The organism is Bacillus sp. 105MF, from assembly GCF_000374885.1.
Lineage (GTDB): Bacteria > Bacillota > Bacilli > Bacillales > Bacillaceae_G > Bacillus_A > Bacillus_A pseudomycoides.
This window is the reverse complement of the sequence record NZ_KB895569.1, coordinates 239326-254596: the sequence shown is the minus strand read 5'-3', so window position 1 is coordinate 254596 and position 15271 is coordinate 239326. Positions and strand designations below refer to the sequence as shown.

Sequence of the window (15271 nt, the reverse complement as noted above, 5' to 3'; positions counted from 1 at the left end):
TAAACGAAAAAATGGAAAAAATAATCAGAAAAATCTTTTTAAAATAAAAATGGTATGGTAAAGTATAAATACAATAATTGAAAACGTTTTCTTAAACGTTTTTTATTTTGGACTTAAAGGTATGATGACCGGATAGTCTATTGATAGGATTATAAGGATTTTAAAACAGGGGATTACAGAAAGGGAGAGGACAATGGGCACATGGACACAAGTTTACGATCCGTTCGGTAACATTTGGATTTCCGCAGCGGTAGCACTTATTCCAATTATCTTTTTTTTCTTGGCTTTAGCAGTCTTTCGTATGAAGGGCTATGTAGCAGGACTTATTACAGTTGTATTAACAATTTTAGTTGCGCTATTTGCGTATAAAATGCCGTTTATAATGGCGATGGCAGCAACCGGATATGGCTTTGCATACGGGTTATGGCCAATTGCATGGATTATTGTGATGTCGGTATTTTTATATAAAATTTCTGTCAAAACAGGACAGTTTGATGTGATTCGTGCATCGGTACTATCGATTACGAATGACCATCGTTTACTCGTTATTTTAATTGGCTTTTCATTTGGCGCATTTTTGGAAGGGGCAGCAGGATTCGGTGCACCGGTAGCAATTACAGCAGCGCTTCTTGCTGGTCTTGGTTTAAATCCGTTATATGCAGCAGGACTTTGCTTAATTGCAAATACAGCACCGGTGGCGTTCGGAGCGATGGGAATTCCAATTACAGTTGCGGGGCAAGTAACGGGTATTGATCCCCACAAAATCGGACAAATGGCTGGACACCAATTGCCGTTTTTATCATTGTTTGTTCCATTCTTTATCGTATTTTTAATGGATGGCTTCAAAGGTATAAAACAAACATGGCCTGCATTACTTGTAGCAGGTAGTTCCTTTGCAATTACGCAATTTATTACAGCAACGTTTTTAGGACCAGAACTTCCAGATATTACATCAGCACTTGTCAGCTTAGTATGTTTAGCATTATTCCTAAAAGTATGGCAGCCGAAAGAAATCTATCAATCTAATCAAGCAAATGCTGAAGCGGCAACAACGACGGCTGCATCCATGCCGAAATTAACAGTAGGAAAAGTTGTAAAGGCTTGGTCACCATTTATTATTTTGACAGTGATGGTTGTTATTTGGAGTCAAAGTTTCTTTAAAGCATTATTTGCTCCAGGTGGGACGTTAGAAAGTCTTGTCTTTAAGTTTCAAATTCCAGGTCTGCACAATTTAGTCATGAAGGCAGAGCCAATTGTAAATAAACCAACGCCTTATGAGGCAGTATTCAAACTTGATATTTTATCAGCAACTGGAACAGCAATTTTAATTGCTTGTATCATTTCTATCATTATTTTAAAAATGAGTGCAAAACAAGCTATAGAAACATTTGCAGAAACGTTACAAGAATTAAAAATGCCAATTCTATCTATCGGTTTAGTATTAGGATTCGCATTCATCGCAAACTATTCTGGTTTATCCTCAACACTCGCGTTAGCATTAGCAGGAACAGGTGGATTATTCCCATTCTTCTCACCATTCCTTGGCTGGCTCGGTGTATTCTTAACAGGATCAGATACATCGGCAAACGCGCTATTCTCCAATTTGCAAGCTATTACAGCACAGCAAGTTGGTGTGAAAGAAGTATTGCTTGTTGCTGCGAATACAACAGGTGGTGTAACGGGTAAAATGATTTCTCCGCAATCGATTGCGATCGCGTGTGCAGCAGTAGGTCTCGCTGGAAAAGAATCTGACTTATTCCGCTTCACAGTAAAACATAGTATATTCTTTGTAGTTATTGTTGGGATTATGACATATGTACAAGCCTATTATTTAACGTGGATGATACCTTAAGTAGATAGCCACCAACTTAACACAAACAAGCCAGGTGCTGAAAGTACCTGGCTTGTTTGTGCCTAAAATGATACATAGCCTTAACCCGATGGTTATGTACGGCATGAAAGACTATTCATCCTCGAATAAATACCCTCCCAAGTTTATTGATCCCTCTATAAATAAGTATGCTGATGAAAAGAATGAAAATTGCAAAGAATTCTTCGCCTGCGTCCTCATCTTTCCAGTGAACTTCAAACAGCCAACCGATTCCGTAATTTGCAGTAATCCAGATAGAAAATAATGTCCAGAAATGCATCCAACTTCCCCCAAACAGAGCGGAAAAGAAGGCTATAATTGACGAGCCTCCAAATCAGAGGACAAAAATGATACATATTGCGAAAAACGTAAATCGGAAGATAGATCCCAAACAACCCATTATAATTTCACTCCTGATCTAAACTTTACTTTACATATGTGAATAAATAATATGACTAACTTTTTAGGTGTTCTGATTTTAGCTGAACATGGATAAGTTTTGACCCCCACCTCAAAATTCAGTGGAAACAAAGAAGTTAGATGGGAGATGAACTGCCTGTAAAAGCCCGATTGGTCGGGCTAATAATTAGTGGGGGGATGAAGAAAACCCCACTAATTAAGGTTCACTTTATCAGCGGTTCGATAAGGAGTATCGACTAGCAGATAAAAAACGACATGTAAAAATTGTACTTCATGCCTTTGCATTTTTCTGATTATCGTGTATGATGGGAAAGTATTGAAAATTAAATCAGTGATAAACTAGGGGTGCCCAAGAGAAGCGTGGGCTGAGAGAGAAGTGCGAGAACTTCTTAACCCTCTGGACCTGATCTGGCTCGTACCAGCGTAGGGAAGTTAACGGCTTTACATAACTATGTCTTTATGAGCCAGGTCCTTGTTTTACTATGGACCTGGCTCTTTTTATTTTGGCATGCGCTGGTCACTAGTTCTTGTCCTTTTCACAAGTAAAGCGAAAGCGGCTCGGTCAGAATGGGAGGGGATGGAGCTTCAGCTGAAGAGGCGAAGCCACCGACCATTCTAGCTGCTGAAGCGGGAATCGAATTGCCCAGAAGGTGGCCCGAGATTCTGAGCAAGTTCGATTTGCCTGAAATGATAAAGGGGAGGAAACACAAATTATGAAGCAATCTGTTTCAGCTGAGCAAATTGAATTGAAGTCGAGTTTACCAGGAAGTCAGAAAGTCTATGTGGATGGCCCGCGTGAAGGTATGAAAGTACCAATGCGTGAGATTGAGCAAAGTGATACAAACGGTGTACCAAATCCGCCGCTTCGCGTGTATGATACAAGTGGTCCGTACACAGACCCTGAGTACAAAGTAGAGCTGGAAAAAGGAATTCCAACACCTCGCCGTGCTTGGATTGTTGACCGTGGAGATGTAGAAGAGTATGAAGGACGTGAAATTAAACCGGAAGATGATGGCGTGAAGGCTGCTTCTCAGCATACACCTGTGTTCCCGCAGATGGATCGTAAACCACTTCGTGCAAAAAAGGGCGCAAATGTAACGCAAATGCACTATGCACGTAACGGTATCATTACATCTGAGATGGAATATGTTGCGATTCGTGAAGGTGTAGAGCCTGAGTTTGTTCGTAAAGAAGTCGCAGAAGGACGTGCGATTTTACCAGCAAACATTAACCACCCAGAAGCAGAACCGATGATTATCGGACGCAATTTCCACGTGAAAGTAAATGCGAATATCGGTAACTCGGCAGTTTCTTCTTCTATCGCGGAAGAAGTAGAGAAGATGACATGGGCAACGCGCTGGGGTGCAGATACAATTATGGACCTATCAACAGGGAAAAATATTCATACGACTCGTGAATGGATTATTCGTAATGCTCCTGTACCAGTTGGAACAGTGCCGATTTATCAAGCGCTAGAAAAAGTAAATGGTATTGCTGAAGATTTAACTTGGGAAGTATACCGTGACACGTTAATTGAACAAGCGGAGCAAGGTGTGGATTACTTTACAATTCATGCAGGTGTACTACTTCGTTACATTCCAATTACAGCAAAACGTACGACAGGAATTGTTTCGCGCGGTGGTTCTATTATGGCGCAGTGGTGTTTATTTCATCATAAAGAAAACTTCTTATACACTCACTTTGAAGAAATTTGTGAAATTATGAAACAATATGATGTTTCCTTCTCTCTTGGAGATGGATTACGTCCAGGTTCGATTGCGGATGCGAATGATGAAGCGCAATTCTCTGAGCTTGAAACGCTTGGTGAGTTAACAAAAATTGCTTGGAAGCATGATGTTCAAGTTATGATTGAAGGACCAGGGCATGTACCAATGCATTTAATTAAAGAAAATATGGATAAAGAACTTGATATTTGCCAAGGCGCACCATTTTATACACTTGGACCTTTAACAACGGATATTGCACCGGGTTATGATCATATTACATCGGCGATTGGTGCAGCGATGATTGGCTGGTTTGGTACAGCAATGCTTTGTTATGTAACACCGAAAGAGCATTTAGGCTTACCGAACAAAGATGACGTTCGTGAAGGGGTTATTACGTATAAAATTGCGGCGCATGCGGCTGATCTTGCGAAAGGACACAAAACAGCGCAGCAGCGTGATGATGCTCTTTCAAAAGCGCGTTTTGAATTCCGCTGGCGCGATCAATTTAACCTATCGTTAGATCCTGAACGGGCAATGGATTTCCACGATGAAACATTACCAGCAGAAGGAGCAAAAACAGCTCATTTCTGTTCCATGTGTGGTCCGAAGTTCTGTAGTATGAGAATTTCACATGACATTCGTGAATATGCAAAAGAAAATGATTTAGAAACAACAGAAGCAATTGAAAAAGGCATGAAAGAGAAATCAGAAGAATTTAAAGAAGCTGGTAGTCACTTATATCAATAATTGGATTTGAGATGGGGGTACGAATGCCCACAAATAGTGGGGGATATGTACGGCTTCCGAACACCTTTTAACTTGATTGATCACGTGTATCTAATTTAAATATAGAAGAAGCCTCCTTTGCTAAGACGGTAGCAAAGGAGGCTATTGTTTTTTAGAGGGAGAAGAAAAGTTGTACCCAGTAGAATAAGAGGAACAATGTTACGATTGTTGAGAGCGGGATGACGATAAGGGATACGCTTAAATAATCTTTCCACTTCACTTTAATTTTATTTTGTTTTAGGATGTACATCCAAATGAGGGAAGCAAGTGTACCGATTGGTAATAATAACGATCCCATGTCACTACCGATAATATTTGCAAGATAAATTGTTTTTAGAGTGACTGGATCGAGTCCCATCTCGGTTAATGTAATGGTACCAATCATTAATGCGGGGTGATTATTAAAGACGTTGGAGAGAAGTGAAACCAATCCACCCATTGTAAAGCTTGCGTATAGTAGATGCTGGTTAACAATCGGTTCGAGCCACTTTACAAGAAACGTTGTTAATCCTGCATTGTGAAGCCCGTAAATAATAACATACATGGAGAATGCGAAGATCAAAATGTGCCACGGTGTCTTTTTTAAGATATCGACAGGGTTTGTACGTAAATAGTACCATCTCCATACAAGGAGAACGAGTGAACCGAGTACAGCTACAATTTCAATTGGTATGGATAGGAAGGAAGCGACGAAGAGAAGACAGCGCATAAGGAATACGAAAAGTAATACCTTTAACATAAATTTTGTCCGTTTTTGTTTTGTATCAACAGAATTTTTTCCTTTTAGAGGATGGAAATTTTTTGTGAAGAAGATTTCTTCAATATCATAAGAGGAAACTGGTAATTTTTCAGGTAGTTTTCTCTTTAAAACAGTGTACATGAGCCATGACATAAATAGTAGTCCTAGTGTTGCAGGTACGAACATCATTGCAGTGTGCATATAAAGTGTCATGTGTACGATATTTAATGCGATTAAGTTTACGATATTACTTACACCAATTGGTGCACTTGAAGCAGTAGCAATTAAAGCACCACTTAGTAAATACGGAATTTGTTGGTGTGGTTTTAATTGAAGGTTTTTGAGAAGTAAAATTAAAATTGGAGTTGTAATTAAGATGCTGCCATCGTTGTTAAATAAAAGAGTCATGAGGAAGCATAGTAATTGAATATACCAGTATAAACGGTGACCAGAACCTTTTGCTAGATTTGCCAGTTTTGCAGCCGCCCAATGGAAGAAGCCGAAGCTTTCTAATATAACGGCCATAACGATGGTTGCTAAGATAGTTATGGAGGCGCCTCCTATTTTACTAATAATATCCATAACATCCGGTTTTGATACAAGTCCTGTAAGGAGAATGATACCGGCACCAATTGCAGCGGGCCATGCTTCATTCAATCCTCGTGGTCGCCAAAAAATGATGATCATGGTTAAGAAGAAGACGACGATTGTAATCAATATTCCAGTACTCATTGTTAGCCTACCTTTCTTTTTTACTTGAGCAAATAGATTTGAGCTTGTCTCAAGTGTATACAGCATTATATTCAAAAAAAAATAAGAAGAACTAGGCATGTACCTGAATCTAGTGAATATGTGTATTTGATGTTAAAAGGCAAATATAGATACGAGAGAGATAACTAGTGCTTTTTGATAGAGAGAAGAACCTATATAAATACAAATTGAAACAACGATTTAAAACCTATTTTTCAGATGGGAGAGAGCGCCCGCCCGAGCATAGAAGCGGTCAGGTCCTTTTTTGGCCCAATGCCGAGTTTAAAACAAAGGGAGAAAAAGAGAGTAGGCCACTTTTTGTTTTCATAGCAGTAACTTATATGTGAAAATCCAAAAAGGAGTTATCCCCAAAAAATACAATCAGTGATGGAAGTTTCGTTTTATATAAATAAAAATTAAAAACCCCATATAAACTCTTTCTTTTTAGGTGGAGAGAGCGTCCGCCCGAGCATAGAAGCGATCAGGTTCTCTTCTTGCCCCATGCCGAGTGAAAACAAAAGGGGAGAACGAGTGGGAATCTTCTTTTGTTTTCATAGCCGCGACTTAGTATGAAGGAAAAACAAAATGGATATATATATGGTGTTTTTGTTATGTTTGTAAAGATGTAGAAATTATTTAGGGAGTCATTATTATAAAGAGAAGCTACTCTAGACATTTTAGTAAATGTTTGGAGTAGCTTCTCTTTAAATCGTTATTTTTCTTTGAGGAACGTTCGATCCTTTAAGAATAAATTCCAGAAGAAGATAAAGCCTGGAAGCAAGATCGCGATGCCGATTGCATAGAGGATGAGCAGCGCATAGAATGTTTCTTTCGTTGTAAAGCTTGTAAATACAGTAACGTCCGGATAAATGATATACGGTAAATGCGCGACGCCGTAAGCGTAGCTAGCAAAGGCATATTGTGCAACAACTGCTAAAACAGCGATGCGAGGCCAGCCGAGTGAATCGTATTTTTTATTTGTCCACCAAAGGGAAGAATACCCGATTACAAATAAAAGAATGGAGACTGTGAACCATGGAAACTGCTTAATTAATCCTTGCATGAGCCAATGTGTTTCTGGTTCCATAACAACCAGGGCGATAATGGCTGTAACGAGCGTCGCCGGACCAAGTACGATGGCGTTTCGTCTGTAGAGTCGATACGTATCCTCTGAGCGCTGCTCTCTTGCAAAGTCAGCTAGAAAAAGAGAGGATAGGAACAACTCTGAAGTTAACCCAAATAACATATACCAATAGATTACAGGGCTTGATAGAAGTTTCCCGTATAATAGCACTTCTTTTCCACTAGAGGTCGTAATATAAGCACCTTCTGTTACTGGCAAAACTGTAATTAATAAGGCTGGAATTAAGAGCCCTGTAATACCAGAAATAAAGCGCAAGATATGCTCATACTTCGGTACGGAATATGCAAAAACCATGAATGTGCTACGAATGGCAACGAGAACTAAAATTAATGTCACCGGTACAAACATCACTGTTGCGAGTGTAAAAGCTGCTTTCGGAAAGAAGCCAAGAAATGCGACAACGACAAAGACGAGAAATGTATTCGTTACTTCCCATGTTGGTGATAAATAACGATTGGCAAGCTTTCCGGCTAGTGTCGGGTGCTTTGCGTATACCATGCCCCAAAATCCGGCTCCAAAATCAATGGAACCTAAAATGCTGTATACGAAGATGATGGCCCATAAGATGATAATCGCAATACTTGCCTCATGCACGAGGATCTCCTCCTTGCTGCCCTAGATCATTTTTTAATGGATGTCTTCTGAAGAACGTTCGTAGTACGAAAATCGTTAAAGCGCCAAGACCGATATACAAAATGATGAATAAAATAAATAAAGGCCCGACGAAATCAGCGCGCGTAGCAGCATCCATTGTGCGCTGCATCCCATAAATCGTCCAAGGTTGACGACCGCTACAACTGAAAACCCATCCAAATTCAATGCCGAGCATCATAATCGGTCCGCACGCAGCAGTAGCCCATAGAAGCCATTTTGGTAATTCTGCTCCTTTTTTTCGATAGATAAAGTACCAATATACAAGAGCGATTGCTGCTACAGCAAAAGTGAATGCAGCTGTACCAACCATTAAATTAAAGAACGTATGGGTATAAAATGGCGGCCACGTTTCTTGTGGAAATTCATTTAACCCCTTTACAACGGTATTAGGATTAAATCCAACTAACATACTTAGCATATTTGGGATTTCGAGGGCGTAGTTCAGTTCAAGAGTTTCAGGATCGACAACTCCGCCAATGGACAAAGGAGCATGTGATGTCGTTTCAAATAAAGCTTCTGCAGATGCTAATTTTTCCGGAGAATGTTCATGCAAAGCAATTGCCGATTCATGTCCAGAAAGCCACATCGTAGCACCTGTAATAAATGTAACGACAAGGCCTAAAAATAATCCTTTTTTATGATAAGCGATTTCTCTTGCACCCAGATTTCGTTTTAATAATTTAAACCCAGCGATAGAAGCAATGACTGCCGCTCCTGTTGCATAAGCCGTAATGACAACGTGAAGGGAGCTTGTGAAAAAGCTTGGATTAAAGAATGCTTTCCACGGGTCAACGTTAAAAACAGAGCCATCAGGATTCATAGAAAAGCCTGCCGGTGTATTCATCCATGTGTTTGCTGAGGTAATTAATACGGCAGATGCAGTGGCACCAAGCATGACAAAAAAGAGTGAGATTAATCTCATAAATGGTGGTAATTTATCTGCTGCATATACATAAATGGACATAAATAAAGCTTCTAAGAAGAAGGCGAAAATCTCAATCTGAAATGGAACAGAAATCACTTGACCGACAATTTTGGCGAATCCGGGCCAAAGAAGTGAAATTTGTACGCCGACGATTGTTCCAGTAGGAATTGCGACACCAAGAAGGATGGCGAAAGCCTTTGTCCACCTTTTTGCCATAACAGCGTAATCAGAATCCTTTCTCCAGTGATATAATACTTCGCTTATAAAAATCATTAAAGATAGTCCGATTCCAAGTGTTGCAAAAATGATGTGGAATGCTAGTGATGACCCAAAGAAAGCCCGTGACAATGTAACAGTATCCATAATTCTACTCCTCTTCATTTTTGCCATTATTTTCTGATTGGATTGGAAAATTTATTCAAAAAAATGCCAAAAATATATATGTATTTTAAAAAGTGGATATGATATTATAATTTTGAAATCTTCAGAAAATAAAGAGAAGAATATTTTATTTGTGTTTTAGAACAAAATCTTTTATAATGCTTATGCGAACGTTAGTTCTATCTAAGGGGTTTTATTTGTAGAAGGACAAGCTAGAGTTTAACAGAATGTGGAAGTTCACGTAAAACGGAGGGGATGTTTGTATGTATCCTGAAGTCATTAGAAAAATGGCGTTTTCGAAAGAGCATAAAGATTTGTTATTAAAGTTATATAATAAAGAAATTACACGGCGTGAATATGATCACCTTGTGCAATTATTGTATCGCCCTACAAAAGAGGCTAATTAACGTGTGTAAAGGATAGAAAAGTGAGAGACAATCTAAAGGATTGTCTTTTTAATGTTTTCGTATGCTCTACTAAGATTACGGTTAGTCTTATTATAGAGGTGAGAAAAAGTGCGGAAACGTTTGTATATATGGATTGCGTTAACTTTATTTATGGTTTTAGGTGGAATTGTTTTTTGGACTGCACTACAAGGAAATCGAACAGAATATTTTATTATGAGACATATGATGAACGAGAATGGGACGCTCGCAACATATCGCATAGCTGATTCAAAGGTAGGAACGAACGAGGCTACCGGCCGTGAAGCATTATCAGAATCATCAGGGCTATGGTTACAATATACGCTTGATATGGACGATCAATCATTGTTTGATGAACAAGTAAAGGTGATCCAAAATTATTTTATACATCCAGTCCATATTGTTTTATGGAAGATTTCTGAAACAGGAGAAAGACAGGCTGGTACGAATGCTCTCATTGATGATCTCCGCATCATCGAACAGCTATATCGTGCTTATGACATGTATAAAGAAGAGCGGTATAAGCATCTTGCGGATCAAGTGAGTGATGCTGTACTACGCTATAATAAGAAAAAGAAAATCTATGTTGACTATTATGACGCAGATAAGGGTATGCAAAATAACATATTAACGACATCTTACATAAATCCAAGTGCATTCTCTTATATGAAAAAGTACGGAAAAATTTCAGAAACGCAGTATCAGGAAGCTATTCAATTTTTAACGGATTATCCAAGACGTGGCTGGGCATTCCCGAAAGAATACAAAGAGGATGGTACATTTACATATGAAAACCGGGTGAATCTCATTGATCAATCGCATGTTGCTTACCATCGTAGTTTAGGAGGAATTTCCTCCGAAGCATATTTAGAGTTTATTAAAAAGGTATTCCGCAAAGATGGGAAGTTATACGGTCGCTATGATTTAGAAACAGGAAAACCAGTAGTAGATTTTGAATCACCAGCAGCATATGGGCTAACGATTTTATATGTATTACAAGTAGGAGATAAAAAATTTGCCCAAGAATTGTATGAGCGCATGAGTGAATTTCGGAATGACAATGTATTCAGCAGGTTTTATGGTGGATATGTGACTGGAAAAGAGAACAACACGCATATTTTTGATAATGTGTTGCCGCTATTAGCTGAGACGGAATTGAAAATGGATAAGAAGTAAGTTGTTTATTTTATCAAGTATCATTATTTTCTTTACATTCATGACATTTATTCTTATGTTAGTAATGGTATTTGGCATTGTTGGAAAGTTTTTAGCAGTGACTCTTCTTGTTCTTCAGCTTGCCACCAGCGGCGGAACATTCCCTGGAGAATGCCTTCCAATGTCTCATTCTCTCAGAGGGCTTCAGGATGTTATATCTCTAGGAGATTGGTCACAATTACAAATGCAAATTTTAATTTTATAATGTTATTTAGTTGTTGCTGGTGGAATTGCTTGGATTACAAGTCACATACAGCATAAAGAAACTTCTGCAGAGCAGGTTTCTTCCTAAAAAGAAGCTGTCCAAAAAATCTTTTTGGACAGCTTCTTTTACTTTTTACTTCTTAATAATGGCAGTAAAGGCAGGAGCGTTGGCCATTTTAATACAGGCGTGGGAGAAGGTCCTGTAATCCATGTATGGAATGGAATCGTGCTACATATAACCATTGTGATGATAGAGAATGTTGCCGTTAGAAGAAATAGTAATAGACTATATAGAATTGTATTTGCCTGTATTGTAAATAGAGATAGTAATTTCGTAATTAGCTGTAAAAAGAAAAAGTGTGCTAAATAGGCTCCGTACGTGTAGTTTCCGATAAAGCGTAATGTTTTATATAAAGCACCTCGCCGCTGTACAATCATGATAGATAGTACGTATAGTATTAAAATTTCACATACAATGTACAGAAACATGGATGGCTTTAAATAGGTAGATACAGTAAGGTGAATGGAATCTACACCATAAAAGCTAAATAGTTCATAGTTGATGAATAAGAATAGAATAAAAAACAAGATTGTTATAAGTGGTATGTGTTTCATTACAAATAAGCGCCAAGCTTGAAGTGCTACAGCAGCGATTCCTCCCATGACAAAGTAAAATGAATAGAAGAAGAAGGAACGATCTGTATAATGCAAAACAGTTGATTGAGTTAGCACTTCACCGTTAAAAATATAGTGAGAAGAATACCACATTAAGAGAAAATAAATGCTAGCGAAAGCGGCCATGTATCGGTATATATCTTGCTGATTTTGTGTTCTTTTTTTAAACCAATAAAATAAGGTGCATAATAAGGGAAACAGCAAATGGATTTGGAACATCATAATGACATACCAAAGATGAGGCGCAGCTGTTCCGAGCAATAGGCTTTTTATCCCGCTTTGCACTGTAACGACTTGGTTTGTTGTCAATAAGTACACGACGGACCAGAAGAAGTAAGGAGCAAGCAAGTGAGCTGTTTTTTCATAGATGTATTCTGTATAGACCATTTGTTTTGTGTATTGCTGAATTAAATGAAATCCAACAATGAAGATGAATGCAGGTGCTGAAAATTTTGCGAGATTAAATAGCATTCCCATAATGAGAGATTGTTCTAGTAGAATATGACCTTGATTCATTGTATATAGTAAGGAACTTTGCAAAACAACAGCAAGGAACGCAATGCTTTGCAAAACTTTAAACTCTGGGGCGCTGTGTGTCATAGTTTCCATCTCCTTTTCCATACATGATTATAGTACGAAGGAGAGGAAAGGGCTATGGAAACTTTGTGAAAGTTATAACAAATTTGTGGGTATAGTCTGATTAATTTGTAGTTATAAAACAAACTTGTAACATCAAAGAAGAAGCTAGAGTGAATATCTAGCTTCTTCTCAATTTAAGATAATTCATACATCAATGGAATAGGATCCATGATGCATGAATATATTAACCAATTGTATTAGAGATTCTATCAGGTGGTGGCGGATTAAAAGCCGTTAAGTTGTTAGAAACTCTGTCAGGTGGTGGCGGATTAAAAGCCGTTAAGTTGCTAGAAACTCTGTCAGGTGGTGGCGGATTAAAAGCCGTTAAGTTGTTAGAAACTCTGTCAGGTGGTGGCGGATTAAAAGCCGTTAAGTTGTTAGAAACTCTGTCAGGTGGCGGCGGATTAAAAGCCGTTAAGTCACTAGAAACTCTATTAGGTGGTGGTGGATTAAAAGCCGTTAAGTCACTAAAAACTCTATCAGGTGGTGGTGGATTAAAAGCCGTTAAGTTGTTAGAAACTCTGTCAGGTGGCGGCGGATTAAAAGCCGTTAAGTCACTAGAAACTCTATTAGGTGGTGGTGGATTAAAAGCCGTTAAGTCACTAAAAACTCTATCAGGTGGTGGTGGATTAAAAGCTGTTAAGTCACTAGAAACTCTATCAGGTGGTGGTGGATTAAAAGCTGTTAGATTAGTAGAAGCATTGCTAAAGCTGAAAGCAGGAAGTGCTAGCAGTGCTACGGCAGGCACTATCAAAAACTTTTTTTTCATAAAAGAACCCCCTCATTAAGTATTCTTGCTAATTATCTTACTTTTTTAAATATTTTTACCAGGCGTTCCGTTTGATAAAAAAATTAACTGAGTATTCAGTTAATTAAATGAAAAACCTTTCTTTATTTTAAAAGAAAAGGTTTTTGTTTCTAGCAATTTTTTATTTTAAAAGAATGATAAGAACTTATTACATTACTTTATTCTTAATCCAGTTTTTACCTTCAACAAGACGAGCTGTCATTACGGCACAAGCGTTATCTCCTGTTACGTTTAACATCGTTGCTGGTGGGTCAATGATTGTACTAATAGCTGCGATAATTGGCAAAGCTTCTGGTGGGAAGCCATATAGAGAAACAATTAACATTTCACCAATCATACCGCCACCAGGAATTGCACCCATTACTGTTCCAACTAATAGGGAAACAACAAGTGCGATTGCCAATGTTTTTGGACTTGAGAATTCCATATTGAAAATCCCGAATAAGAAAGCAATTTTAATTACGCCACCTAAAACAGATCCGTCTTTATGAAGTGTAGAACCAAGAAGGACAACTGTTTCACGAACGTCAGAAGAGATGCCCATTTTTTTCGTTGCTTCTAAGTTTGCTGGAATACTCGCGGCACTACTACAAGTTGCAAGTGATGTAACTGTAGGAGAGACCATGTTTTTCCAAAAGATTTGTACACCTTGTTTGCGTCCTGCAAGGTATGCGTAGAAGGTAAAGAAGACAAAGAAGTATACAAGAGAAGCTGGATAGTATACCATTGCTGCTCGGAAATATGTTCCAAGAAGCTGTGGCCCAAATTCTCCAACTAAGGCTGCAAAGTAAGCAGCTAGTCCAATTGGAGCATAGTACATAATGAAAGAAACAACTTTCATTGAAATTTCTGCACCAGATTGTAAGAAGGTAGCGAATGGTTTTCCTTTTTCGCCAACTGCTGAAGTTGCGATTCCCATTAAAATAGAGAAGAAAATAAGAGCTAGCATATTTTCACGAGAAAGTAACTTTGAGAAATCTGATACTGTAAGGATGCCAACAATTTGATCAGCAACGCTAATGCTTTTTTCAGCCTTATCAGGTTGTGTTAACTCTAGTACAACACCTTGTGCGGGCGGGAATACTTTCACAACAATAATCATAAAAATTGCAGCGATAATACTTGTAAATAAGAAAGTTCCTGCCATGCTAGACATGATTTTTCCGAAACGTTTTAATCCATCCATATTGGCAATAGAGGAAGCAATGCTAAAGAACACAAGAGGTACAACAATCGTAAACATTAAGTTTAAGAAAATGTCACCAAGCGGTTTTAAAGCAACTGCATCGGTACCCATGAAATAACCAATGAAACCACCAATTAGGATGGAAGATAATAAAATAATTGGAAAGCGATAAGCCTTCATCATATATCTCCTCCTATTTAATGTAAAAAATCATACTGAATCATTATAGCGATTTATGAGGCAGTTTACTAGGAAAATACAGATAGATGGAATAGAGTGAAAACGGGGAAATTTTTGTTTTTATGCTCGTCATATGGAAACCAATATAGACATATACATTGGTAACCTAGTAGTGGATATGAAGAGAAATGTGGATAGGATTCCAGCTGATTAAAAGTAAGGAGGGAGTTTAATGAACATTTTACTTTGCTGTGCAGCAGGAATGTCTACTAGTTTGCTTGTAACGAAAATGGAGAAAGCGGCACAGGCAAAAGGGTTAGAAGTAAAAATTTGGGCTGTATCGGGTTCGGAAATACGGAATCATATTGATGAAGCGGATGTGCTCTTGCTTGGACCTCAAGTGCGTTATTTATTACCGAAGATGAAGGAAATGTGTGAAGAAAAAGGGATACCTGTTGATAATATTCACTCTGTACATTATGGGCTTTGTAACGGAGAAGCCGTATTAGAGGCAGCATTGTCAATGAGAGCATAAGGAGAGTG

Annotated in this window: 12 protein-coding genes, 1 pseudogene and 1 riboswitch; of the genes and pseudogenes, 7 read left to right on the top strand and 6 right to left on the bottom strand. The window is 38.4% G+C overall.

Annotation, left to right across the window (positions count from 1 at the left end):
* The first annotated feature begins 193 nt into the window (after nucleotides 1–193).
* Entirely contained in the window at nucleotides 194–1852 is a 1659-nt protein-coding gene (locus tag C564_RS0109495) for a lactate permease LctP family transporter (RefSeq protein ID WP_018765152.1), read from the top strand.
* Between the two features lie 115 nt (nucleotides 1853–1967).
* Here the strand turns inward: C564_RS0109495 and C564_RS0109490 are convergent, their stop codons facing one another.
* On the bottom strand, nucleotides 1968–2150 hold the full coding sequence (locus C564_RS0109490; protein WP_003205080.1) for a hypothetical protein: 183 nt from the start codon (nucleotides 2148–2150) through the stop codon (nucleotides 1968–1970).
* 471 nt (nucleotides 2151–2621) lie between these two features.
* A riboswitch (TPP riboswitch) is annotated at nucleotides 2622–2737 on the top strand.
* A 266-nt stretch (nucleotides 2738–3003) separates the two neighbouring features.
* Between C564_RS0109490 and thiC the strand changes: the two genes are divergently transcribed.
* Nucleotides 3004–4764, top strand: a complete 1761-nt coding sequence (gene thiC / locus C564_RS0109480) for a phosphomethylpyrimidine synthase ThiC (protein ID WP_018765150.1) — start codon at nucleotides 3004–3006, stop codon at nucleotides 4762–4764.
* A 151-nt stretch (nucleotides 4765–4915) separates the two neighbouring features.
* Here the strand turns inward: thiC and C564_RS0109475 are convergent, their stop codons facing one another.
* The 3 genes from C564_RS0109475 to C564_RS0109460 all read right to left on the bottom strand — a co-directional run bounded on the left by C564_RS0109475 (nucleotide 4916) and on the right by C564_RS0109460 (nucleotide 9378).
* Nucleotides 4916–6274, bottom strand: a complete 1359-nt coding sequence (locus C564_RS0109475; RefSeq protein ID WP_018765149.1) for an arsenic transporter — start codon at nucleotides 6272–6274, stop codon at nucleotides 4916–4918.
* Nucleotides 6275–7004: 730 nt separating this feature from the next.
* The gene (locus C564_RS0109465; RefSeq protein WP_018765147.1) at nucleotides 7005–8030 is read right to left on the bottom strand and encodes a cytochrome d ubiquinol oxidase subunit II; all 1026 of its coding nucleotides are present in this window, start codon (nucleotides 8028–8030) and stop codon (nucleotides 7005–7007) included.
* Nucleotides 8023–9378 (bottom strand): cytochrome ubiquinol oxidase subunit I, encoded by a 1356-nt coding sequence (locus tag C564_RS0109460; RefSeq protein ID WP_018765146.1) that lies wholly within the window; start codon nucleotides 9376–9378, stop codon nucleotides 8023–8025. The genes C564_RS0109465 and C564_RS0109460 overlap by 8 nt, the downstream gene beginning before the upstream one ends.
* A 281-nt stretch (nucleotides 9379–9659) precedes the next feature.
* Here C564_RS0109460 and C564_RS36710 point away from each other — a divergent pair, with 281 nt between their 5' ends.
* The 3 genes and pseudogenes from C564_RS36710 to C564_RS36705 form a co-directional block, all read left to right on the top strand.
* The gene (locus C564_RS36710) at nucleotides 9660–9803 is read left to right on the top strand and encodes a hypothetical protein (protein WP_003205090.1); all 144 of its coding nucleotides are present in this window, start codon (nucleotides 9660–9662) and stop codon (nucleotides 9801–9803) included.
* Nucleotides 9804–9911: 108 nt separating this feature from the next.
* Nucleotides 9912–10997 (top strand): hypothetical protein, encoded by a 1086-nt coding sequence (locus C564_RS0109450; protein ID WP_018765145.1) that lies wholly within the window; start codon nucleotides 9912–9914, stop codon nucleotides 10995–10997.
* Between the two features lies 1 nt (nucleotide 10998).
* Nucleotides 10999–11328, top strand: a pseudogene (locus C564_RS36705) (YhgE/Pip domain-containing protein); the annotation flags it as partial.
* Between the two features lie 38 nt (nucleotides 11329–11366).
* Here C564_RS36705 and C564_RS0109440 read toward each other — a convergent pair.
* A complete protein-coding gene (locus tag C564_RS0109440; protein ID WP_003205094.1) occupies nucleotides 11367–12536 on the bottom strand; it encodes an acyltransferase family protein in 1170 nt (389 codons plus the stop codon).
* A gap of 257 nt (nucleotides 12537–12793) precedes the next feature.
* Between C564_RS0109440 and C564_RS0109435 the strand changes: the two genes are divergently transcribed.
* Complete coding sequence (locus C564_RS0109435; RefSeq protein ID WP_018765142.1) at nucleotides 12794–13342, top strand: hypothetical protein; 549 nt, start codon at nucleotides 12794–12796, stop codon at nucleotides 13340–13342.
* Nucleotides 13343–13510: 168 nt separating this feature from the next.
* On the opposite strand, the gene C564_RS0109430 is transcribed toward C564_RS0109435, so the two are convergent.
* Nucleotides 13511–14728 carry a dicarboxylate/amino acid:cation symporter gene (locus C564_RS0109430; RefSeq protein ID WP_026008517.1) on the bottom strand — a complete coding sequence of 406 codons (1218 nt, stop codon included), beginning with the start codon at nucleotides 14726–14728 and terminating at the stop codon, nucleotides 13511–13513.
* A 232-nt stretch (nucleotides 14729–14960) separates the two neighbouring features.
* Here C564_RS0109430 and C564_RS0109425 point away from each other — a divergent pair, with 232 nt between their 5' ends.
* Nucleotides 14961–15263: a PTS sugar transporter subunit IIB gene (locus C564_RS0109425; protein WP_018765141.1), complete on the top strand. Its 303-nt coding sequence runs from the start codon at nucleotides 14961–14963 to the stop codon at nucleotides 15261–15263.
* Nucleotides 15264–15271 lie beyond the last annotated feature (8 nt).

What these genes read in the sequence shown, in the direction of transcription:
- C564_RS0109495 (WP_018765152.1), top strand. Translation starts at nt 194, where the DNA reads ATGGGCACATGGACACAAGTTTACGATCCGTTCGGTAACATTTGGATT.
- C564_RS0109490 (WP_003205080.1), bottom strand. Translation starts at nt 2,150, where the DNA reads ATGCATTTCTGGACATTATTTTCTATCTGGATTACTGCAAATTACGGA.
- thiC (WP_018765150.1), top strand. Translation starts at nt 3,004, where the DNA reads ATGAAGCAATCTGTTTCAGCTGAGCAAATTGAATTGAAGTCGAGTTTA.
- C564_RS0109475 (WP_018765149.1), bottom strand. Translation starts at nt 6,274, where the DNA reads ATGAGTACTGGAATATTGATTACAATCGTCGTCTTCTTCTTAACCATG.
- C564_RS0109460 (WP_018765146.1), bottom strand. Translation starts at nt 9,378, where the DNA reads ATGGATACTGTTACATTGTCACGGGCTTTCTTTGGGTCATCACTAGCA.
- C564_RS36710 (WP_003205090.1), top strand. Translation starts at nt 9,660, where the DNA reads ATGTATCCTGAAGTCATTAGAAAAATGGCGTTTTCGAAAGAGCATAAA.
- C564_RS0109440 (WP_003205094.1), bottom strand. Translation starts at nt 12,536, where the DNA reads ATGGAAAAGGAGATGGAAACTATGACACACAGCGCCCCAGAGTTTAAA.
- C564_RS0109430 (WP_026008517.1), bottom strand. Translation starts at nt 14,728, where the DNA reads ATGAAGGCTTATCGCTTTCCAATTATTTTATTATCTTCCATCCTAATT.
- C564_RS0109425 (WP_018765141.1), top strand. Translation starts at nt 14,961, where the DNA reads ATGAACATTTTACTTTGCTGTGCAGCAGGAATGTCTACTAGTTTGCTT.